We start from the raw sequence: 22,384 nt of genomic DNA, 5'->3' as shown, positions 1-22,384 counted from the left end.
AAAACCTATCCAGAACAGACGCGAATTGAAAGGCAAACCCATGGTAAAACAGTCAATCTTCGGACGTATCGCCCAGCTAGCCAAGGCAAACATCAACTCCCTCCTGGACCAGGCGGAAGACCCCCAGAAGATGCTGGACCAGATGGTCCGTGATTACACCAACAGCATTGCCGAGGCCGAGAGCGCTGTGGCCCAGACCATCGGCAACCTGCGGATGCTGCAGGAGGACTACAAGGAAGACCTGGACAACGCCCGAAACTGGGGCAACAAGGCACTTGCCGCGTCGAAGAAGGCCGATGAGTACCGCAACGCCGGCGATACGGTCGATGCCGAGAAGTTCGATAACCTGGCCAAGGTAGCTATCCAGCGCCAGATGACCGCCGAGAACGAGGCACGCGGCGCGGAGCCGACCATCGGGTCGCAGGAAGAGATCGTCGAGAAGCTGAAGACCGGTCTCAACCAGATGAAGGGCAAGCTCAACGAGCTCACCAGCAAGCGCGACGAGCTGATCGCCCGCTCCCGCACCGCGCAGGCCCAGCAGCAGGTGCACGATGCGGTGAAGAGCATCGACTTCATGGACCCCACCAGCGAGGTGGGACGGTTCGAGGAGAAGATCCGCCGCGAGGAGGCCCGCGTGCTCGGTCAGGCTGAACTGGCCAATTCAAGCCTCGATTCGCAGTTCGAGAGCCTCGAAGACCTGGGCGAACAGACCGAGGTCGAAGCGCGCCTCGCCGCCCTGAAGTCCGGCGGCTCCGGCGGCCGCACGCCGTCGGCCATCGGGCAGGGCAGCGACTCCGAGGAATACCGGCCCGGCCAGTAACACTCAGCGATCCCCCCGGGTAGACCCCCGGGGATCGCAGCACAAAGCCGGCGTCCGGCGCAGAGCGAAGGGCGCCGGCTTTTTGCTGCCCTCTTCCTGTCCCCCGCGACAGGTAGATTGGCATCATGTCTGAACAACAACTTGTCTGGCTCCGCGATGACCTACGCCTTGGCGACAACCCAGCGCTCTCCGCAGCCCTCGCGGCTGACGCCGAAAACACTATTGTCTGCTTCGTCTTCGACGAGGAGAGCGAGGGTATCCGCCCTCTCGGTGGAGCCACCCGTTGGTGGCTCCACCATTCACTTGCCAAACTTGGCCAAGCCATCGAACAGCTTGGCGGCCAACTGGTGCTGCGCTCGGGCCCAGCCGGTGATGTTATCCGCTCCCTGGTGCAAGAAACCGGCGCCGACCGGGTCCTGTGGAACCGTCGGTATGGACAGCCGGAGCGGACCATCGACGCTGCGCTGAAGTCGTGGTGTGGCGACAATGGGGTAGAAGCAACCAGCTTTCAGGCCAACCTCCTGTTCGAGCCCTGGCAGATCAACACCGGTGCCGGTGGACCATACAAGGTGTTCACGCCCTTCTGGCGGGCCTGCAGGGACCAGCCCGAACCACGGGCACCCCTGCCCGCTCCTGAGCGCCTGGCGGGCCCCTCTCTGCCGTCGGAGGACCTCGCCGCCTGGGGCCTACTCCCCACCCGGCCGGACTGGTCTGCAGGACTACAGGAACAGTGGACCCCCGGCGAGGACGGAGCCGCCGAACGGCTGGATGAGTTTTTGGGCGGATCGGTTGACGGGTACGCCGGGAACAGGGACCTGCCCGGTGTCGAGGGCACCAGCCGGCTCTCACCCCACCTGCGGTTCGGCGAGATCAGTCCGTTCCAGATCTGGCACGCATCGAAGGCTGCCACCAACCCTTCGATAGCGAAGGACATCCAGGTCTTCGGCTCCGAGGTGGGCTGGCGCGAGTTTTGCTGGCAGTTGTTGTACCACAACCCCGACCTCGCGACCCAGAACTACCGGCGGGACTTTGATGGGTTCGCGTGGCAGACGCCAACACCCGGCGAACTGGGTGCGTGGCAGCGTGGACGCACCGGCTACCCACTGATCGATGCGGGAATGCGCCAGCTGTGGGACACCGGTTGGATGCATAACCGGGTGCGAATGGCCGCCGCGTCATTCCTGATCAAGAATCTGCTGGTGGATTGGCGGGTGGGAGAGCAATGGTTCTGGGACACCCTGGTAGACGCCGACCCCGCCAACAATCCGGCGAACTGGCAGTGGGTTGCGGGCTCGGGTGCCGATGCCTCACCCTATTTCAGGATTTTCAATCCGGTCACCCAGAGCAAGAAGTTCGACCGGGACGGCGCGTACCTCAAGCGCTTCGTTCCGGAACTGAGGGCTGCGGGAAACGTCCACGAGCCGTGGAAGGATGCCGAAGCACCGGGCGGCTACCCCTCCCCGGTGGTGGACCTGGCAGAAACCAGGGAACGTGCCCTGTCGGCCTACCAGGACCTCCGCGGCAGCTAGCTGCGGTAGAAGGCCCCCCCAACCCGAAGTGGATGAGCCGTCGGGGCTGCGCCGGTGAAAGCCCTGGGCGCAGCCCTCCGGGCTGGTCCAGCAAACTGGTTCCGGGGGCTGGGTCGGGGGGCTCGTCTGGGCACACAAAAGATCCCGGCCAGTCTGTGACTGGCCGGGATCTTTTTCTCGTTGCGGGGACAGGATTTGAACCTGTGACCTCTGGGTTATGAGCCCAGCGAGCTACCGAACTGCTCCACCCCGCGGCGTAAACTCAACGTTACGGCCCCGGGGTGGATAGTGCAAATCGGCGGGAATCGGGCGGCTATTCGCTGCCCTACTCCCCTGCTGGCGCGGCCCCTGACTGCCGCTCTTCGGCCTCCAGTGCCCGTGCCAGAGCGTCGCTCAGACGATCCTGGGCTTCACCGTAGGCGGCGAAGTCACCGTCGGCGAGGGCATCCTGCCCCTCCTGGATCGCCGTGTTGGCGTCCTCAAGCGCCGCCCGAAGGTCAGCTGCCGGATCATCGGTTCCGCCGGTCGCCGGTGCGGTGGGCTCTTCAGTAGGTTCGCCCTCGGTGGGCTCACCCTCCACCGGTGGAGCAGCAGGATCGACCGGCGTCTCGCCGACGTTCTCGCTGTCACCGGTCACCGCTCCCGAGTCTCCGCCGAAGACCTGGTCCAGGGCCTCCGCGAGGGTCGGCGCGAAACCAACTTCTTCGCCGAAGCTCACCAGAACCCGCCGCAGGACGGGGAAGGACGAGTCGCCGGACGACTGAACGTAGACCGGCTGCACGTACGCCACGCCGCCACCGATGGGCAGGGTGAGCAGGTTACCGCTGATCACCTCGGAAGCACCCTGACGCAGCAGGTTCAGCTCCTGCGACACGGTGGTGTCCGAGTTGAAGAGGTTGGCAGCCTGACCGGGGCCGACCGCTGAGTCCTGGCCTGATGAATCGAGCAGCCGCAGCGTGCCGTAGGTATCGGCTTTCACGCCATCCTCGCCAGTGCCGGCGTCACCGTCGGCGGCCAGGAAGCCGTAGAGCACGTTCCGTGCCTCCTGGCCCGCAGGGACGAACGGGATGAACGGGGTGGTCAGCGAGAAGCTGGCCCCCTCCTGCTCGGGCATCTGCAGTGACAGGTAGTACGGCGGCTGGGGGACACTGATGGCCTCCCCTTCAAGCGTCGGATCGTTCGGAACGCTCCAGGCCTCGTTGTTGCTGTAGAAAGGCTCAGTCTCGGTCACGTGGTACCGGGCGAGCAGTTCACGCTGCACCTTGAAGAGGTCCTCCGGGTACCGGACGTGAGCCATCAGGTCAGCCGACATGGCACTGTAGGGCTGCAACGAGGAGGGGTAGATGTTCTGCCACGCCTTCAGGATCGGGTCTTCCTCATCCCAGGCGTACAGGTCCACTGATCCGTCATAGGCATCGACTGTCGCCTTGACCGCGTTACGGATGTAGTTGACCTGCTCCGGTGGGAGCGTGGTGGCAAGCCCCTCGGCGGTCAGTGAATCCTGGGTTGCCGACTGCAGCTCCTGCTGCGTCGAGTACGGGTAGTCGGCGGTGGTGGTGTACCCATCGATGATCCACTTCACGCGGCCGTCGACAATCGCGGGGTAGCTGTTGCCGTCGAGGGTCAGGTAAGGGGCGACCTTTTCGACCCGCTCCACTGGATCCCGATCGTAGAAGATCTGGGATTCGCTGTTGACCTGGTCCGACAGCAGGAGGTCGGTCGACTGGAACTTCAGCGCGTACACCAACCGGTTGAAGATGTTGCCGACGTCGGGTCCGCCGCTGCCCTGGAAGGTGCTGCGCGACTGCTGGTCGGATTCCTCGCTCTGCGGGCGGTCAATCTCGATCGGGTTGGCACCCTCGGGTGCGCCGACTACCGAATACAACGGGGATTCCTCGCCGAAGTAGATCCGGGGTTCATAGGTCGACTCATCGCCCAGGGACCCGGTGGACGGGATCCCCGACTGGATGAAGGTCGGGCGGCCATCAGGTTCGGTGGTCGAACCCGCTGCAGCGACAATCCCGTAACCGTGCGTGTACAGGACGTGCTCGTTGATCCAGCCGTCCGGTACGCCCGCAGTGTTCAGTTCACGAACAGCGATCACAGTGTCCTCGACTTCGCCGTCGATCTCGTACCGGTCGACGTTGAGGGTCTCGGGGAACTGGTAGTACTGCCGGAACTGCTGGAGCTGGCTGAAGGCGTCGCTGACCAGGTTCGGGTCGAGCAGCCGGATGTTCGCAGTGGTTTCGCCGTCCTCGTCAAGGGCGCCGGGCTCGGGGATGTCCGTCGGGTTGTATGCGCTGACCTCGACCTCGTCCAGCCCGTAGGCCGCACGCGTCAGATCGATGTTGCGTTCGATGAACGGCTCTTCACGGCTGAACTCTGAGGGCACCACCTGGAAGCGCTGGATGACCCAGGGGTACACGCCGCCGGCCAGGATAGCCACGATGATCAGCATCGCGGTGCCGATGATCGGGAGGCGCCACCGGCCGATGACGGCGGAGACGATGAACAGGACGGCGACGATGATCGCGGCTGCGGCGAGAATCGCCTTGGTGGGAATCACCGCATTGACGTCGGTGTAGAGAGCCCCGTCCCAGCGTCCGCCGGTACCGGTCAGGGTGGCGTAGCGGTCCAGCCAGTAGTTGACGCCCTGCAACAGGAGGAACAGCGCCGCGAGGATGGCAATGTGGACGCGGGCTGCCTTGGAAGTAAAGAGGCCCTTTTCCTCGAGGCGGATGCCGCCGTAGAGGTAGTGGGTCAGGATGCCGGCGATGGCACTGATGATGACCACGCTGATCAGGAAGCCGATCAGGAAGGTCAGGAACGGCAGGGTGAACACGTAGAACGCAATGTCCAGGCCAAACTCGGGGTCAACCTCGCCAAAGGGCTCCTGGTTGAAGAACAGCAGGACCGGCTGCCACTGGGAAGCGGCGGCGGTGCCGGCGAAGGCCGCAAGCACCACTGGGATGCCGAGCATCAGGAGGCGGCGGATGGGTTCCAGCTGGGCCTGGTACCGGTTCAGGTTGTCCTGGACCGCACTGTCAGGGGCATAGATCGGCCGTGACCGGTACGCAACCCGGAGGCTGAAGTACACGCAGATCCCCATAATGAGGAATGCAGCTGCGAACAGGCCGATCCGGGACAGGTTCTCCGTCACGAAGACCTCGACGAATCCGAGCTGGCTGTACCAGAGCACATCGGCGTAGATCTGGGAGACCCAGACGAAGGCGATGACCAGCACGGCCAGCACCACCAACGTCGGGATGAGCGGGCTGCGTCTTTTCGCGCTGTTGGAATTGGTCTGGCTCGGCCTGCCGCCGAACGGCCGGTCTTCTCCGGAAGTCACATTTACCTCATCGTTGGATCCGTTGGATCACGGAAACCCCGTTCCCACTGCCCAGATCGGCAGTGCGACGCAGTAGTTCCATGCTTTTCCATTCTGCCCTGAACACGTCTGAGCAGCCCAATTTCGTTCCGGTCCGAGCCTGTTGACCCAAGATCGAAATGAAATCGTGTCCAAACCAGCCGTGAGGAAGCATCGGCGAGGTGCTGTTCTCCCCGATCAGCCGGCTTCGCAGGTGGGAAGGTCGGCGCCGTCGTTGCCGGCGCCGAGAGTGCTGACCGCTGCCACGGCGTCGTTGAGGGTTTCCACCCGGACCACCTGCAGCCCGTCGGGAACATGACCCACCACCTCGTCGCAATTGGCGGCCGGGGCCAGGAACACTTCGGCCCCCGCCTCACGGGCACCCGCAAGTTTCTGGCGGATCCCGCCGATGGGACCCACGGTGCCGGCCGAGTCGATGGTTCCGGTGCCGGCGAAGTGTTTGCCCCCGGTCAGCTCACCCTCGGTGAGGAGGTCGACGATCCCGAGGGCGAACATCGATCCGGCCGACGGGCCGCCGACGTTGTCGAGGGCGATGGTGATGTCGAACGGGAAGGTGAAGTTGGCGACCAGCCCCACCCCGAGCTGGAAGTCCCCCTCCGGTGACTCCTTGGGGGTGACGGCCTCTGTGACCTCCCCGCCGTCGCGCAGCAGTCCAATGTCGACCGACTCGCCGTTCGCAGCGTTCAGTGAGCTCCGGAGCACCCCTATATTGGTGACTTCGGTCCCGTCGACAGAGGTGATGACGTCGCCCTCCTCAAGGATTCCTGTCGCGGCCGCATCCTCGACCAGGCCCGCGACGGAGAGCTCCTCCTCGAACTCAATGTCCAGGTGGGCGAGGGCTGCGGCAATTGCCGATTCCTGGGAGGACGTCATCGCTACCGCGTTCTGCTCCTGGATGTCCTCCTGCGTGACATCGGGCGGGTACCGCAGCTCCCGGGGCACCACCGACTCGGTGGGGTCGAGCCATGCCCTGAAGACTTCAAAGATGCCAAGCTGGGTTCCCGGCCCGCCGGTCACGTACACGGTGGTCAGATCCAGGTCGCCGGAGGTGGGGAAGGTTTCCCTGCCTTCCACCTCGATGAGCGGCTGGGAATCGATCTCCCCGATGGTGTTGAAGGTGGGGCCGGGAGACTCCACCACGTAGGGCGCGGGCAGCAGGATCGCCGCCGCACCCAGCAGGAGCGCCAGGAATCCCGACACCACCATCACCGTAAAGCGGGGGTCCCTGGATGCCTTGGTGGGCGGCGCCGGGACGTCGACGTGGGTGGGCTGGGTCAACAGGGAACCTTCTCTTGAATTCAGGCACTGCCGTCTTCAGACACTGCCGCAACGATCAGACACTGCGCTCTTGGCTGGTAGTGCGTGATGGAACAACTTGTCCTCGCCAGACTTTGCCAGTTCCCCGGACCCCACGCGTGAGCCTCTCCAGCGTACTTCCTGCACCGGCCGAGGGCACCTATCGCTGGCCAGGTGTCCGCTTTGCCCTCAGCGAACGGTTCAGCGCGCCCGGGACAACGCGAGAGAGCGGCGGGTAACGTGGACGCCAGAACAAGTAGTTCACCGGCTGCACCTGAGCCACTTCCGGCTCCAGCAGCAGCCACATCCAACAGCAGCCAATTCCAGGACCGGTGGTAGCAGTGACCTCCAACCCGTCAGATCCGTCGAACGACGACGGCGACACCCCCAAGGACCCCCTCGCCGAAATGCTGGCGCGCCTGATGGGTGGTAACGCACAGGGTATGGATCCGCAGGAGCTGGCCAAAGCAGCGGGGCTGCCCTCCGACCCCCAGGCGATGGCGATGATGATGCAGCAGGTGCAGGCGATGTTCGCTGCGCAAAGCGACGGGCCGGTGAACTGGAAGCTCGCCCATGAACACGCCCGACGTGTCGCGGCATCCGACAGCGATCCCTCGGTCACGCCACAGCAGCGGCGCGACGTCGACGAGGCCCTGAAGCTCGCCGAAATGTGGCTGGATCCGGTGACTGATTTCCCTTCCACCAGCACCCTCGGCCGTGCGTGGTCGCGCGCCGAATGGGTCGAGGCGACCATGGACACCTGGAAGCGGTTGACCGAACCGGTAGCTGTCAGCATCGCGAAGGCTCTTTCCGATGCGATCTCGGAGCAGCTGCCTGAGGAAATGAAGACCATGATGGGCGGAGCGTCATCGATGCTCCAGAACCTGGGTGGCGCCATGTTCGGGATGCAGCTGGGCCAGGCGGTCGGCGGCCTGTCCAAGGATGTGGTGAGTTCCACCGACATCGGCGTGCCGCTTGCTGAGGGGCAGATGGCACTCCTCCCTGCCAACGTCAGCGCGTTCGGCGAGGGCCTGGACATTCCCGAGCAGGAAGTCAGGCTGTTCCTCGCCGTGCGGGAAGCCGCCCATACCCGCTTGTTCACAAGGGTGCCCTGGCTGTCCGCCCACCTGCTGGGTGCTGTGGAAAGTTATGCCCGCGGGATCCACATCGACATGTCAAGAATCGAAGAGGTCGCTCGGGACATTGACCCGTCCAACCCCGAGTCCATGCAGGCTGCCCTCTCCGAGGGCGTTTTCATGCCGGGACGCACTCCACAACAGGACGCCGCCCTGGTCAGGCTCGAAACCGCCCTTGCACTGGTGGAGGGGTGGGTCGACGAGCTGACCGCAGCCGCCACCGCCAACCTGCCATCTTCGGCCGCCCTGCGGGAAATGGTACGGCGGCGCCGCGCCACCGGCGGCCCTGCCGAGCAGGCGTTCGCTTCGCTCGTGGGACTTGAGCTACGCCCCCGGCGACTCCGTGACGCGGCCGCGCTGTGGGCACACCTCACCGAGGAGCGAGGCATTGAGGGACGGGACGCGGTCTGGGAGCACCCAGACCTGCTGCCAACAGCAGAAGACCTCGACGACCCCCAGGGGTTCAGCCAGCGGCGACAGCTTGCCGAGTCCTCGGACTCCGAGGTTGATGCGGCGCTGCAGCGTCTGCTCGACGGCGGTTTTGACGAAGCGCCCGAAGCGGATGGGGCTGACCCGACTGATAAAGCTGAGCCGAACGACAACGACGACGACAATCCGGAAGACGAGAAAGCCTAATGTCTGAGACCACCACGACCCAGCCGACTACCCAGCTTGGCCGGACCGGTGTGGAGGTCAGCCGCCTCTGCCTCGGCACCATGATGTTTGGCGACTGGGGCAACAAGGACCACCAGGATTCGATCCGGATCATCCGGCGCGCCATCGATTCGGGAATCAATTTCATCGACAGCGCCGACATCTACGCATACGGCGAGTCGGAGGAAATTCTCGGCAAGGCGATCGCCGAGCATGGCAACCGCGAGGATCTGGTGATCGCCACCAAATTCTTCAACGGCATGAAACAGCTTCCCAACTACCGCGGCGGTTCCCGCCACTGGATCATGCGCGCGGTCGAGGACTCACTGCGCAGGCTGGGCACCGACTACATCGACCTGTACCAAATGCACCGGCCCGACGAGCACACTGACATCGACGAAACCCTCGGTGCGCTCGATGACCTCGTCCGCCAGGGCAAGGTCCGGTACATCGGCTCGTCGACGTTCCAGCCCTCCCAGGTGGTTGAAGCCCAGTGGGCCGCCCGGGAGCGTCGCACCTCCCGCTTCGTCACCGAGCAGCCGCCCTACTCCCTGCTGGCGCGGGCAGTGGAAGCTGACCTATTGCCGACCACCCACCGCCATGCGATGGGGACCCTCGTGTGGAGCCCGCTCGCCGGTGGCTGGTTGAGCGGGAAGTACCGTAAGGGCCAGGATCTTCCTGCTACGCGGCGTGGCTCCGAGAAGGATCCTTTCGACTTGACCAACCCCGTCACCGCTGCGAAGTTCGAGGCGGCCGATGCCCTGGGTGGACTGGCTGATGACCTGGGGGTTCCGCTGACTCATCTCGCGCTGGCTTTCGTCCTCCGCCACCCGGGGGTCACCAGCGCGATCATTGGGCCCCGCACGATGGAGCAGCTTGAGTCGTTGCTCGACGCGGCGTCCCTGGACCTCGACGACGCGACCCTTGACCGGATCGACGAAATTGTTCCCCCCGGTACGAACATCGATCCGGCCGATGCGGGCTTCAGTAACTACTGGCTCGAAGCAGCCCGGCGACGCCGCTGACAACACCCCTGACGGAGCCAGGTCACGGCCAAGACCCGGTCATGGTCTAGCGGCCAACCAACCCGTGGTTGGCCGCGAAGGCCGCGCCCGCAAGGAATGCCTTGGCCGTCTCGGTCTGGGGATACGCCTCCAGCAGCCGCCAGAAGCTCCTGTTGTGTGATGGTTCGATCAGGTGGGCCATCTCGTGCAGGATGACGTAGTCCACCACCCAGTCGGGCATGCCCTGCAGCTTATGGGAAAGCCTGATCGTCCTGCGTGACGGAGTGGCTGAAGCCCACCGGGAGTTCTGGTTTCGCACCCAGCCGATCTTCAGGGGCTGGCCACGCCCCTGCAGGTATTCCCGCGACAGACCGGCTGCCCGCTGCAGAAGCTCATCCGTGGGTCCCGTGGTTCCGTCGCCATCGGCGTGCCGCGGCGTCTGTGAGTGTTTGGACTGCAGCTTGGAAACCATCCGGTGCACCCATTCCCTCTCCTGCGCGGCACTGAAGTGGGCGGGGATGGAAACGATCACGACGCCGTCGCGCAGGTCCGCGCTCACAGTGCGCCGCCGGCGCGCCGAGCGTCGGACCTCAACGGGCGGGTTGCCGGTCCCCCGCGACCAGCCGTCGGCGGGCGCGGCCGTCATGAGGAGTTGCTGTCCGCGATGATGGCGAGGACTGACTCGCCATACTTCTCCAGCTTTGACGGGCCGATCCCGGCGAGACCACCGAGGGATTCGATGGTTTCCGGCCGCGCTTCGGCGATGGCGACCAGCGTGGCATCAGTGAAGACAACGAAGGCGGGCACGTCGTTCTCTCGTGCCTGTTCCAGCCGCCAGGCCCGCAGCGCCTCGAACGTGGCTTCCTGGTAGGTCGCCGGACAATCAGCGCAGCGACCGATCTTGCGCTCGGACCCGGAGCCCAGTACTTTCCCGCATACCCGGCAGGTGGACGGGGCCGACACCTTCCGTGGCTGCCGGGCCTTCGGCGTGCGGTAGACCCGCTCGCCGTCGGCGGTGGGGCGCAGTCCGTCGAGGAAGCGTGTGGGTTTGCGGCTGGCCCGCCCACCCGGGGTGCGGGCGGTCGACCAGGACAGGGCCAGGTGTTCCCGCGCCCGGGTAATTCCGACGTAGAGGAGCCTGCGCTCCTCGTCAACCGCCTCGGGCGTATCGGCAAAGGAGATCGGCATCAGGCCCTCGCTGAGTCCCACCAGGAACACCGCGTCCCATTCGAGGCCCTTTGCCGCGTGGAGGGAGGCGAGGGTGACTCCCTGGACGGTGGGGGCGTGCTGGGCTGCGGCCCGCTCCTCCAGTTCGGCGACGAAGTCCTGCAGGGTGAACCCGTCAGCCGCCCGTGACTCGCTGAGCTCGTCGGCCAGTGCCACCAGCGCGGCGAGCGATTCCCATTTTTCCCTGACGGCGCCTGAGCTTCCTGGCGCTACGGCTGTGTAGCCGAGGCTGGCCAGGATGTCCCGAACCAGCTGGGGAACGTCGTCGGACCCGGCGGTCCGTGCCCCGGCGCGCAGTTGCAGCAGCGAGTCCCGGACTTCCCGGCGCGCGAAGAAGCGTTCACCGCCCCGCAGCTGGTAGCCGATTCCGGCGCTGGCGAGCGCCTGTTCGTAGGCTGCGGACTGCCCGTTGGTCCGGTAGAGGATGGCGATTTCGCTGGCCTGTACCCCGCTGTCCATCAGCGCGGCGATCCGGCGGGCAGCCTCGGCTGCTTCGGCTTCATCGTCGCTGCACTCGGTGAAGGACGGCTCAGGACCGGCCTGCCGCTGGGCGATCAGTTCCAGCGGGGTCGACCAGCTGGATGATCCGGGGTGCCTTCCGGTTTCGGCGGTCCGGGCTGCGAGCAGGTTGTTGGCGAGCCGGACCACCTGCGGCGTGGAGCGGTAGTCGCGCACCAGCCGGACCACCTGGGCGCCCTCGTACCGGCCGGTGAAGTCGAGCAGGTGACGCGACGTCGCCCCGGTGAACGAGTAGATCGTCTGGCTTGCGTCGCCGACGACGCAGAGTTCACGGCGGTCGCCAAGCCACAGGTCGAGCAGACGCTGCTGGAGCGGGGAAACGTCCTGGTACTCGTCAACCACGAAGTGACGGTACTGGGCCCGCACGGTTGCCGCGACCTTTTCGTCCTCTTGCAGGATGCCCACTGTGATGAGCAGGACGTCCTCGAAGTCGATGACGTTGCGGTCAATTTTCAGGTCCTCGTAGCCGGCGAAGATCCGGGCCACGGTGGTGAGGTCCATACCGGCGGGTTCCACCCGGCCGGCGGCAGCCGCCGTGTACCGCTCGGGGGTGAGCATCGAGACCTTGGCCCATTCAATCTCTGCCGCAACGTCCCGGATGGCCGCGCGGTCGGTGGACAGCCGCAGCCGTCGGGCGGCCTCCGCGATCAGCTGTGCCTTGTGGTCAAGGAGGGCAGGGAGCGGGCCACCCACCGCAGTGGGCCAGAAGTACTGGAGCTGCCGGAGTGCGGCGGCGTGGAAAGTCCGCGCCTGCACCCCCTGGGCGGAGAGGTCGCGGAGCCGGGTGCGCATCTCCGCAGCCGCCCGCGCTGTAAAGGTCACGGCGAGCACCTGCTGCGGCTTGTAGACCCCGGTGTGGACGCCGTAGGCGATCCGGTGGGTGATGGCCCTGGTCTTGCCGGTCCCGGCACCGGCAAGGACACACAGTGGTCCCGTGAGGGTGGACGCGACTGTGCGCTGTTCGTCGTCGAGGCCGGCCAGGATCCTCTCTTCGAGAGTTGTTTCCATGCCTATGGCCGGTCCTCCGCGACTGACTCATCGAGAGGGCCGCCGTACCAGTGCTCAATCAGTGCACGGGAGACCGACACTCCCGTGGGGATGGTGATGTCGCCGTCGCGCACCGCAGTTGCGAGCTCAGAGCGGGTAAACCACCTGACGTCCATGATTTCGACGCCGTCGGGCACCTGGTTGGTATTCACGGCCGTGGCGATGAAGCCCAGCATCAGTGACGCAGGGAAAGGCCACGGCTGCGATCCGAGGTACTGCGGCGAATGCACTTCGATCCCCGACTCTTCGGCGACCTCGCGGATCACCGCGCCCTCGAGCGACTCCCCCGGTTCAACGAACCCGGCGAGGGTCGAGAACCTTCCCTCCGGCCAGGCAGCAGCCGATCCCAGCAGCAGCCGATCGGCTTCGTCGACGACTGCGACGATGATGGCCGGATCAGTCCGGGGGTAGTGGTCTGTGCCGTCGGACGGGCAGCGACGCACCCAGCCACCCTCAGTAACTTCGGTCAGCGTGCCACAGCGGGGGCAGTGGGTGTGTTTGGCATGCCAGTTGGCGATGGCGGCAGCCTGGGCGAAAATACCCGCGTCCCGGCCGGACAGGAGAGTCGCGGCCGCGCGCAGGTCCACCCAGCCATCGTCGTCGAGGATGTCCGGGTCCACCGCATCCAGGACCGCCAAAAGAATGTGGGTACCCTCCGGGACACCGCCGTGGTCCGGGTCATCAGCGAGTGTCCGGCCGAGATAGATCGGCGTGTCCGGACGCTTCACCTGGGCTGAGTCCTTCAACATCAGCCGGCCATCGAGCATCGGTGACCGGCCCTGCGCAATGAACATCACACGGGTGCCGGGTGCTCCCCACAGCTCATCCAGCAGCGTAGGGCTGGACCGGAGAGCCCCGCCCCGGTCCAGGGACACCCGCGCCAGGGGGAGATTGCCAAAGGATGACAGTGCAGGGATCCGGAGGGTTTCGCTCATGGTTCTACGGTACGTTCTTGCTCCCCCAAAACACATTTCTCAGTGCTTTTCGGCGGAGGGCGGACGAGGTTCTGACGACTCGCCGCCCGTTACCACCCCATAATGCGGATGGCAGCCCTACCGTTGAGGATGTGAAACGGACACCCATGGAACTCGCCGCGATTGCCAGCGCCGCCGTACCCGGGCTTACCCCCACCGGGGTGGCAGGCGTCCCGGATGACGCTGCAGACTTCGAATCGGCGCTGTTGGTCGACGATTCGGGGAAGCAGTGGCGGGTGCGGTCGCCGAAGCACCCCGACGCCTCCATGAGGCTCGAAACCGAGCTCCAGGCGCTGAAAGCCTTCACCCCCGCGATGCGCGCGGAACTGCCGTTCCAGGTACCCCACATTGCCGGAACCCTGCGCCACGGTGAGCTGTGCACGTTCGTGTACGCCCATCTGGAAGGGTCCCCCCGCGAATTGGACGGCCTAGCCGCCGGAGGCCCCGAGATGGTCCGCGAACTGGGACGCACGCTTGCCGCCATTCATGATCTTCCCCCGCTGTTGGTCCACAACGCCGATTTGCCCAGTTACGAGGCGAACGAGTTCCGGCAGCGGAAGCTGAACGAACTCGATCAGGCAGCCATCACGGGCCGCATCCCCGCCCACCTCCTGCGACGCTGGGAGCACGCCCTGGAGGACGTCACCCTGTGGCGGTTCCACCCAACGGTGGTCCATGGGGACCTGCATGAGGACAACCTGGTAATTTCGGCCGGTCGGGTGAGCGCTGTGACCGGATGGACCGATCTCCGGGTGGGCGACCCCGCAGACGACTTCGCCTGGCTCCTGGCCGCCACGAACCCGCGTTTCGCCGTCGAGGTCCATGACGCGTATCTCTCCGCCCGTGCGGACGCCGCCGACCCGCACCTGATGCGGCGCGCCGCGTTGGCTGCCGAGTTCGCGCTGGCGCAGTGGCTCGTGCGGGGCGTGGCCATGGACAACGCTGAAATGATCGCCGAGGCGGAAGACATGATGGCCACGCTCGATCGTGACCTGCAGGCCGAAGAAGCATCGGCCGCCGCCTACCTGGCAGCGCAGGAAGCCCACCTAGCAGAACAGGGCCCTGCTGGCGGAACCGACGATGGCTACGACAGTTACGACGGTCACCCTAACGACAGTGACGGTTTCGACGACAGTGACAGTATCGACGACAGTGACCGTTTCAATGACAGCGCCGGTTTCGACGACAGTGCCAGTTTCGACGACGGTGACCTGCACAACGACGCGGACGCGTCCGACGACGGCGTTGAGGGGCGGGATCCCCGGGACGGCGAGCTGTCGGACGAGGACCATCTCGCCGGCACCACCCCTGAGGAACTCGTAGCCGAGGTAACTTCCGGGCAGGATCTCCGTGAGGAGGAGCCTGCCGACGAAGATCCCGCCGCCACGAAAACAGGAGGCGCAGTTTCTGTCTCCCGGGTTCCTACCGAGGACACCGAAACGACAGCGCTTCCCATCATCAAGTCCAGCTAGCCCCGGGCGGCATCAAGTCCAGCTAGCCCCGGACAGCCCGCTGGGTCGGCGCATCGCGGGAGGTCGGGGGCGCAGCGGTCGCCCTCTGAATGATGTTCTCCAGCCCCGCCTCGTCAGCCAGATCGTGGGGACGAATCACTGTGTCGGTGCTGGCATAGTAAAAGGCCGCCTGGACCGATTCCAGAGGAACCTCCTTCAGCCGCGCCCAGGCCAGCCGGTACAGAGCCAGCTGCACTGAACGGACAGCGAGTTTCTCGCGGGACGGTGGGGTACCGGTTTTCCAGTCGACAAGCTCCCAGTTGCCGTGACCGTCGCTGAACACTGCGTCGATCCGGCCCCGAACCACCAGGGAACCCACCTTCGTCTCGATCGGCACTTCAAGTTCCACGGGCCCGCGTTGCGCCCAGACGGAGTTCCTGAAAGTGCTGATCATTTCCTCCAGATCAAGTGCCTCGTCTATGTGTGAGTCCGCTCCCGGAGTCTCGCCGAGGTCCAGCATCCCGCTCGTTCCGTAGTACTCCTCGATCCAGGAGTGGAAGGCAGTTCCTCGGCGGGCAGCCATTCCGGGGCGCCGCGGAACCGGCCGCCGAAGCTGGCGCGCGACGGCGGCTGGGTCGTCGGAGAGTTCCACCAGTAGCGACGCCGATATGTGCGCGGGCAGCTCCACTGCTGAGCTCACCGCGTGACGTGAATGCCGGGCGAGGGCCAACCGGGTTTCCTCGGCCCAGCGGCCGCCCGCGACCTGGGACGGGTCGTCACTACCGGCTGTGGCTCGGGGCGCACCGGCCATTTGCTCGGCTGCTGCGGCAAGCACCGCTGAGGCGGCGGCCTCGACTCCCGGCCGGCGCGACCGAAGGGGATCTGCGGGCCAGGCAGCCCGTGCCAGCACTGAGTTCGCCGGATTGGTATCACCCTCATCCTCCTCAGGCAACCAACCAAGGAGAGTGAAGCCAGGCTGACGCTGCTCTGCGAGTTCACGCAGCTCGGTGAGGTACGGCGACGGTGGCGTCGGTTTGGAACGGCCCCCGCCCCATGCCGCCGAGGTGCAGACGAGGACGAACTTGGCCCGGGTGAAAGCCACATAGGCAAGCCGTCGTTCTTCCCGCTCGGCGTGGTAGCGGGCTTCGGCAGTGAAGTCCTTCTCACTGGCGATCCAGGACACCTGGTCGGGCTGCTCCCAGTCCCACTGTGGGAGTTCGGCAGCGTCTCCCCGGAGGTTCCAGGGAATCGCCGAATCGCCGCTGCTCCATCGGGAGTCCGACCCGCTGGGGAACGACCCTTCGTTGAGGCCCGGGACAAGCACGATGTCCCATTCCAGTCCCTTCGCTGCGTGCACTGTCAGCAGCTGCACGGCGTCCCGGTTAGTCTCCAGCTGGGTGACGTGCAGGCCGTCCTCCTCGGCGTCAGCTGCCTCAAGCCAGGCCAGAAAAGCCGCCAGGTCAACACGTTCAGCGGTCGAGCTGAACCCGGCCACCGCCTCGACAAATGCATCGAGATTCCGCCGGGCCTCGTGGATACCGACTTGGGGCTTTGCTGCCACCTCGATATCGAGCAGAATCCGGCGTTCCACCTCGTTGATCAGTGTGGTCAGGTCATCACCAACGAAATCCCTGAGGACGCGCAGCTCATCGCGGAGGCTGGTCAGGCGGGTACGGCTCTCGGCACTCAGCCCCCGGCCGCTTCCCGATACCCAGTCAACCGGCGGAAGCTGGTCGACCGCCTCGACCAGGCTGCCCGCTTCCACTGTGTCAGGCAGGACCACGGGCTCGTTCGGGTCCTTGCTGACCCCCGTGCCAGGCTCCGCCTCGGGACCGGCGCCCTGCCCGGTCGCCGAGAACATTCTGCGCCTGGCCAGCTGCCGGGACCAGTCGCCCAAAGCCATAATGTCCGCCGCACCGATCCGCCACCGCGCGCTGGAGAGCAGTCGGAGCAGGGAGTCCGAACGGTCCGGATCGCCGAGCACCCTCAGCACCGCCAACAGCTCAACAATTTCGGGGGTGCGGAGCAGTCCGCCCAGCCCAATGATCTGGACGGGGATGCCGCGCCGTTCGAGTTCAGCCCTGATCGGTTCAAACTGCCGGCGCCCGCGACAGAGCACTGCCACGGTTGGTTTGAGCCGCCGGCCGTCGGCGCCGCGTTCAAACGAACGACGCCGGTGCTGGACCACCTGGTCCGCGAGGATTGCCGCCTCACCCGGGAGCGTGCCGGTGTGATTCGTCCCGGTGTGATTCGTTACTGTTTGATTCGTCACTGTCGCCTCGCAGAGGAACCGCCCCAGGTAGACCTCGCCCACACCTGCCCGTGGTTTGGGTTCGAGCGGGGGAACGAACAGGGTGGTGGACCGGAGCCAGCTGGGGGTCTGGTTGAGTTCCGCGGCGACTGCGTTCGCCGCAGCGAGGATACTGGTTCCATTGCGCCAGGCGACCGAAAGGTTGGCCACCGGTGACGGACGGAGCCCGTCGTCGACAGTCAGAGGGAATGTGTGGCGGAAGGTGCCGAGCTGGCCCGCCGACGCCCCCCGGAACCCATAGATCGACTGGTGGGGGTCCCCTACCGCGGTGACCGCCCGGCCGTCCCCGAACAGCTTGGAGAACAGCACCATCTGGGCAAACGAGGTGTCCTGGAACTCGTCCAGCAGCACCACCTTGAACTTGCGTCGCTCCATTTCGACTGCCTCGGGAATGTCACTGACGATCCGGGCGGCAAGTGCCACCAGGTCACCGAAGTCGAGCTGTCGGCGGGAATGTTTGGCGTCGGAGTAGTGCTCGACCAGTTCCGTGACGGTGATCCGGGTCCGCAGCTTGTCCAACAGTTTCGACACCGCCTGGGCCGGGCGGCGGGACGTGCCTGCGGCGTACTCAAGCTCGCCCACGGCCGAGATCTGTTCCCGAAGAATCCCCCGCACCTCCGCGGGGGTCACCAAGTGTTCAGCGCATTCCCCGGCCATCGACAGGACAGCTTTCACCAGGGTGGATTTCGCGGCACTGAAGTGTTCCCACTCTCCCTCGTAGGCCTCCACCACTGAGCTGGACAGCTGCCAGGCCTGCGCGGCGCCCAGCAGTACCGAATCCCGTTCCACCCCGATCCGCAGCCCGTAGTCCTGCACGATCGCGTTCGCGTAGGAGTGGTAAGTGGAGACGCTGGGATCGAGGCGGTCTTCGTCAACCTCGTCGTAGCCAGCCGCGTGCAACGCCGGGTAGAAGGCGGCCAGCTGCTGCCGGATCCTCGTGGACAGCTCCCCCGCTGCCTTCTTGGTGAAGGTCACTCCGAGGATCTGTTCGGGACGTACCTGAGCGTTGGCCACGAGCCAGACCACGCGGTCAGCCATCGTCTTCGTCTTGCCCGATCCGGCACCCGCAATCACCAGCAGCGGCTCCAGGGGCGCTTCAATGATTGTGACCTGGTCGGGCGTCGGGTATTGCACCGGCGAATCCGGGTCTTGGTGCAGCAATTCGGCCAGCTCCCGCGCGGAAAACCTCGGTACAGGGCGGTTCTCCGGAGCTTCGCCACGAGTGGAGGTGGCAATGGAATCGGTAGGTGGTGCCTGGCTGGTCACTCGGTCACCTGCCGGCCCTCTGGGCACAGCGGACAGATCTCGGGAAGCCTGCACCCCGATCCGCCGTGACCCGAGCGTTTCGGATCGTGAACCGTGTCAAACTGCGCTGCGGACATCAGACCCGCTGCCTCCTCGATCATTTCCCTCGCCCATCGGTCGTCAGTGGACAGTGCTGGTTGTTGTTGGACTCCCGCTTCCTTGCGGGTGGTGCCGAGCTGAACCAGTGCCGCACCGCCGGATCCGGGGGCCAGCCCGCCCGTCAGCGCACCCTCGTTCAGGGCCACCTGGTACGAGGCAAGCTGAGGGTGCTGTTGAAGGTCTGCCTGCGGCGGTGAGGACTTCCCCGTTTTGAGGTCGACAATAACCAGCCGGCCCTCGGCATCAATTTCCAGGCGATCGATCTGTCCACGGAGCCGCGCCACACGCTGCTCGTCCCCGACTGCAATCTCAAGGTCGACCTCGAAGTCCACCTCCGTGCCGACCAGCGCCCGGCCCGACTTCCGCATCGTCAAGACGTAGCCGGCGAGCTTCCGGACCATCTGCTCGGCCCGCTCGAAGTCGATCTTCCCTTCCCAGTTCTCCTTCATGCCCAGGGACGGCCACCGCCGCTGCAGCTCCTCGACATACTGGTTGCCGGTCGCCTCCGGATAGTCCTGGGCGATCCCGTGCACCAGCGTCCCCAGCGATCGGGCGAAGTCCATCGTCGGTTCGCCACCGGCGGCCGAGACGAACCAGTTCAGCGGCGACTTCAGCACGGCGTCGACCTTGGAGGGCGATACCGGGATTGGTTGGTCCGCTGGCGCGACAGGCGACGTGGTTGACAGTTCCTTCAGGCCCCACCACGCGTTCGGATGTGCGCCGGGTACTTCCGGCGAATGATTGACCATCGTTCCCAGGTGGCGCGCCGCCTCCGCTGAAAGGTCCGGGTGCGTGGGGGCCTGCTGCGCATACTTCCTGAGTTCCGCAACCAGTGCCCGGAGGGTCAGCGGCCGCTGCACCTCGGTGCGGGGTCGCTCCAGCTGGCCCGGCGGAAGCGGATCCACCAGGTCGAGGAACGGGGACGGTTGCGCCACATCTGAAGCGACAGCACAACAGATGAGTTCCTCGGCCGCCCGTGACACGGCAACCGAGAAGCTTCGTAGCTCATCGAAGCGAATCTCCTGCATCAGGATTAGGGGGTCACGGTGCCGCCGGAAGTCGGCTCCGTGATCCATCAGCGCTGTGAGCTCCCCGGACCCTAGCAATTCCCCCCGCAGCCGGAGGTTTGGCCAGACGCCCTCCTGGATACCGGCGACGATGACCACGGGCCACTGCCTGCCCGCCGCGCTGGCAGGGGTGAGCAGGGCGACCGATTCCTGCTTCTGGGCGCGCGGAGCCAGGGTGTCCATGGGCAGTTCCTGGCTGGTCAGATACTCAAGGAATCGTGCTGGCGGAGCACCTGGCACCTGGTCGACGAATCGTTCAGCGGTCTGGAAGAGGGCGACCACGGCGTCAAGGTCGCGGTCGGCCCGGGCCGACGACGGCCCGTCCGCCACTGCCGCGTCAGCCCATTTGGAGGACCATCCGGAGGCCTCCCACAGGGCCCACAACACCGTCTCGGGGTTGGCTCCGGGTGCGTCGAGCGCAGCGGTTCCAGCGGCGATCATGCGACAGATCCGGCGTGCCGCCGTCCCGCCCTGCAACCCGGAGCTGAGCAGCTGGGGATCGGTCAGCGCTTCCACGAGCAGTTCGTCGCTGGTACGTCCGCGGCCGGACGCCACCTCCTCCTGGCGGAGACTCTGGCGTAGCCGACGAAGTTCAAGGGTCCCGGCTCCCCCGATCCGCGAGCAGAGCAGTGAAACGGCTACCTCGGCGTCGAGGTGGACCTGTCCCAGCACCACACCGAAGATGTCCAGGAGTGGCTTAACCGCAGGTTCGTCGCGGATGGCGCGCTCGGCCGCCGGAACGTTAACGGGAATGCCCTGGCCCGTCAGGTAGCGCTGGAACTCGTTCACCTGTGCGCCGGTCCGGACAATTACTGCGACATCGGCGAGGCTTCGTCCGCCGAAGAGCTGTGCCTCAAGAATGCGTTGGGCAACGTACCGCAGTTCGTGGAAGGAAGAATCGACCAGGTGCGCCGAAACATTGGTCGTTCCCGCGGCTGGAACGGTTCCCGTGCCCGGCGTCGGAACTTCAAGCGTCCGGTACACCGGGGAACCGCCCACCACCGAGATGCGTGAGGCGACGTTCTGCCAGGCACTGGCCAGCGGGCCTGACAACCGGTGGGAAGCCGTGAGCGCAATGGTGTGGAGTTCAGTGGTGGTCAGGTCTGTTGCGAGTCTCCCGGTGAGCTCCGGCCGGGCACCCCTGAATCCGTGGACCACCGTGTCCGGGCACGACGCCACCAGTACATCGCGGTCCCGGGCCAGCAGGGTCAGCAATGCGTGGACGGCCGCGTTGGACTCCTGGTAGTCATCCACCAGTATCAGCCGCAGGCGGGCACGCTCCTGATCGAGGAACTCCTCATCGAACTCCAGCAGGTGCCGGGCGGCGGTCAGGACTCCGGCAGGGTCAAAGGCTTCGGGCATCCGCAGGTCCACGACGTCGCGGTACTCACGGTACAGCTGAGCGCCAGCCGTCCAGTCGGGCCGGTCGAACCGGCGGCCCAGATCCGCGAGTTCGGCCGGGTCCATTCCGTATTCGCTGACCCGGTCGAACAGCTCCCTCACCTCTTGCCTGAACCCACGGGTGCCCAGGGCCAGGGACAGCCCGTCCGGCCAGCCGAGCGCGATGGCCCCGGGCCGGTTGTGGCCGTCCAGGAGTTCCTTGATGATGAGGTCCTGCTCAGCGCCGGAGAGGAGCCGGGGGCTGCGGACCAGCTCCGGCATCCTGCCGGCGATCCGTGCCCTGCGGATCAGGTCAAACGCGTAGGAGGTCCAGGTGCGCGCCGGTGCGGTGCTGAGGCTCCGGTTTAGGCGAGCGGTCAATGCGTCACGCAACCGGGCGGCACCCAGTCGTGAGGGGGCAAGCATCAGCACCGTCGACGGGTCGAGATCCTCCTCGTTGATCCGGCGCACGGCCGACTCGATCAGGACGGTTGACTTGCCGGTGCCGGGGCCGCCGAGCACCAGCACCGGCCCGCTGCCTGCACCCAGCTCAACAACCCGGAGCTGCTCGGGGCTGAGGTGGGGTACTGAGGAGGCGGGCTCATCGGCGCCCGGAGCGGTCACCAGCCGTGGTATCAAACTCATGGCAACAGCTCATCACGGGCCACTGACATTTTCGCCGCAGCCTTCTGAGACGCAATTCTTTCGCCTGACACAGTCTCCGCCGATCCCGGGAGGGCCGCTGCCGGATCGGAGTAGGCCGCAAGGCGGTCGCGGATGCCGTCGAGGATGGTGCGTTCGTGGGCTGTCGGATGCCAGCGTGCCGACCGCATATCGATTGTGTACCCGGCTGCGGACCCTCCCACTTCCGGTTCTTTGGTGCGCAGCGGAGTTCCTTCTGCCGTGTAGAAGGGCAGCGCCCGTGCGCTGAGGCCGCGGGGTGGCTGCCCACTCGCGCGGATAACCCGCCACCAGGGCACGCCGTCCCCGGAGCGGGACATCGCAGCCCCCACCTGGCGCGGGCCTGCCATTTCCAGGAGTTCGGCAATGTCGCCGTAGGACAACACCAGGCTGGCGGGAATCTGCTCCGCCACCTCATACACCGCCTCAGCAAAGTCCGCACGCATGAATTCCAGCCTAGCCGGAGGAACCTCCCCGAAAATGTCGTAGCCGACCG

Annotated in this window: 13 protein-coding genes and 1 tRNA gene; 5 read left to right on the top strand and 9 right to left on the bottom strand. The window is 65.8% G+C overall.

The window, feature by feature from the left end; genetic code table 11:
• The first annotated feature begins 40 nt into the window (after positions 1-40).
• The gene (locus HMI57_RS01280) at positions 41-820 is read left to right on the top strand and encodes a PspA/IM30 family protein (RefSeq protein ID WP_171584084.1); all 780 of its coding nucleotides are present in this window, start codon (positions 41-43) and stop codon (positions 818-820) included.
• Positions 821-945: 125 nt separating this feature from the next.
• The gene (locus tag HMI57_RS01275; protein ID WP_171584083.1) at positions 946-2,349 is read left to right on the top strand and encodes a deoxyribodipyrimidine photo-lyase; all 1,404 of its coding nucleotides are present in this window, start codon (positions 946-948) and stop codon (positions 2,347-2,349) included.
• Between the two features lie 180 nt (positions 2,350-2,529).
• Here the strand turns inward: HMI57_RS01275 and HMI57_RS01270 are convergent.
• From HMI57_RS01270 to HMI57_RS01260, 3 genes are all read right to left on the bottom strand, one after another.
• A tRNA-Met gene (locus HMI57_RS01270) sits at positions 2,530-2,603 on the bottom strand.
• A 71-nt stretch (positions 2,604-2,674) separates the two neighbouring features.
• Positions 2,675-5,605, bottom strand: a complete 2,931-nt coding sequence (locus tag HMI57_RS01265) for a UPF0182 family protein (RefSeq protein ID WP_171584317.1) — start codon at positions 5,603-5,605, stop codon at positions 2,675-2,677.
• Between the two features lie 309 nt (positions 5,606-5,914).
• Positions 5,915-7,015: a S16 family serine protease gene (locus HMI57_RS01260; RefSeq protein ID WP_171584082.1), complete on the bottom strand. Its 1,101-nt coding sequence runs from the start codon at positions 7,013-7,015 to the stop codon at positions 5,915-5,917.
• Between the two features lie 359 nt (positions 7,016-7,374).
• Here HMI57_RS01260 and HMI57_RS01255 point away from each other — a divergent pair, with 359 nt between their 5' ends.
• Positions 7,375-8,805, top strand: coding sequence for a zinc-dependent metalloprotease (locus HMI57_RS01255; protein WP_171584081.1), 1,431 nt, complete (start codon positions 7,375-7,377; stop codon positions 8,803-8,805).
• Positions 8,805-9,848 (top strand): aldo/keto reductase, encoded by a 1,044-nt coding sequence (locus HMI57_RS01250; RefSeq protein WP_171584080.1) that lies wholly within the window; start codon positions 8,805-8,807, stop codon positions 9,846-9,848. Before HMI57_RS01255 ends, HMI57_RS01250 begins: the two co-directional genes overlap by 1 nt.
• 46 nt (positions 9,849-9,894) lie before the next feature.
• Here HMI57_RS01250 and HMI57_RS01245 read toward each other — a convergent pair whose 3' ends face one another.
• The 3 genes from HMI57_RS01245 to nudC are packed head-to-tail and all read right to left on the bottom strand — an operon-like array spanning position 9,895 to position 13,555.
• Positions 9,895-10,473, bottom strand: coding sequence for a M48 family metallopeptidase (locus HMI57_RS01245; RefSeq protein ID WP_171584079.1), 579 nt, complete (start codon positions 10,471-10,473; stop codon positions 9,895-9,897).
• Complete coding sequence (locus tag HMI57_RS01240) at positions 10,470-12,581, bottom strand: ATP-dependent DNA helicase UvrD2 (protein WP_171584078.1); 2,112 nt, start codon at positions 12,579-12,581, stop codon at positions 10,470-10,472. Before HMI57_RS01240 ends, HMI57_RS01245 begins: the two co-directional genes overlap by 4 nt.
• A 2-nt stretch (positions 12,582-12,583) precedes the next feature.
• Positions 12,584-13,555: an NAD(+) diphosphatase gene (gene nudC, locus HMI57_RS01235; protein WP_171584077.1), complete on the bottom strand. Its 972-nt coding sequence runs from the start codon at positions 13,553-13,555 to the stop codon at positions 12,584-12,586.
• 131 nt (positions 13,556-13,686) lie between these two features.
• Between nudC and HMI57_RS01230 the strand changes: the two genes are divergently transcribed.
• Complete coding sequence (locus HMI57_RS01230) at positions 13,687-15,066, top strand: macrolide 2'-phosphotransferase (protein ID WP_346655108.1); 1,380 nt, start codon at positions 13,687-13,689, stop codon at positions 15,064-15,066.
• A gap of 22 nt (positions 15,067-15,088) precedes the next feature.
• Here HMI57_RS01230 and HMI57_RS01225 read toward each other — a convergent pair whose 3' ends face one another.
• From HMI57_RS01225 to HMI57_RS01215, 3 genes are read right to left on the bottom strand one after another with little or no spacing between them, the layout of a single operon-like run.
• The gene (locus HMI57_RS01225; protein ID WP_346655107.1) at positions 15,089-18,622 is read right to left on the bottom strand and encodes an ATP-dependent DNA helicase; all 3,534 of its coding nucleotides are present in this window, start codon (positions 18,620-18,622) and stop codon (positions 15,089-15,091) included.
• Entirely contained in the window at positions 18,619-21,852 is a 3,234-nt protein-coding gene (locus HMI57_RS01220) for an ATP-dependent DNA helicase (protein ID WP_171584076.1), read from the bottom strand. Before HMI57_RS01220 ends, HMI57_RS01225 begins: the two co-directional genes overlap by 4 nt.
• A complete protein-coding gene (locus HMI57_RS01215; protein ID WP_171584075.1) occupies positions 21,849-22,334 on the bottom strand; it encodes an MGMT family protein in 486 nt (161 codons plus the stop codon). The genes HMI57_RS01220 and HMI57_RS01215 overlap by 4 nt, the downstream gene beginning before the upstream one ends.
• Between the last annotated feature and the right edge of the window lie 50 nt (positions 22,335-22,384).

Origin of the sequence: Arthrobacter sp. 260, assembly GCF_013116745.1 — a bacterium.
Taxonomy (GTDB): domain Bacteria; phylum Actinomycetota; class Actinomycetes; order Actinomycetales; family Micrococcaceae; genus Arthrobacter_D.
This window is presented reverse-complemented; position numbering and strand designations above follow the sequence as displayed.